At 67.2% G+C, this 439-nt stretch carries 1 protein-coding gene; it reads right to left on the bottom strand.

Annotation, left to right across the window (positions count from 1 at the left end):
- Window positions 1–439 (bottom strand): AAA family ATPase (locus tag JMF97_RS30935; protein ID WP_203224705.1); only part of this gene is annotated, 439 nt, incomplete at both ends.

Here is a 439-nt window from a genome sequence, read left to right as displayed (position 1 = left end):
CGAGCAGCTGGTTGAGGGTCTGCTCGCGCTCGTCGTGACCGCCGCCCATGCCGGCACCACGGTGCCGACCGACGGCGTCGATCTCGTCGACGAAGACGATCGCCGGAGCATTCGCCTTGGCCTGCTCGAACAGGTCGCGGACCCGGCTGGCGCCGACACCGACGAACATCTCCACGAAGTCGGAACCGGAGATCGAGTAGAACGGCACCCCGGCCTCCCCGGCGACCGCCCGGGCGCGCAGCGTCTTACCGGTACCGGGCGGGCCGAACAGCAGTACGCCCTTCGGGATCTTCGCGCCCAGCGCCTGGTACTTGCCCGGGTTCTGGAGGAAGTCCTTGATCTCGTGCAGTTCCCTGACTGTTTCCTCGGCCCCGGCTCCGTCGGCCAAGGTGGTCTGCGGCTTGTCCTTGGTGATCTCCTTCGCCTTGTACTTGCCGAA

The sequence above is a fragment of the Micromonospora fiedleri genome (genome assembly GCF_016774385.1).
In the GTDB taxonomy this organism is placed as follows: Bacteria; Actinomycetota; Actinomycetes; order Mycobacteriales; family Micromonosporaceae; genus Micromonospora; species Micromonospora gifhornensis.
Note: the sequence above shows the minus strand (reverse complement) of the source record. Positions and strands in the feature narration are given on the sequence as shown.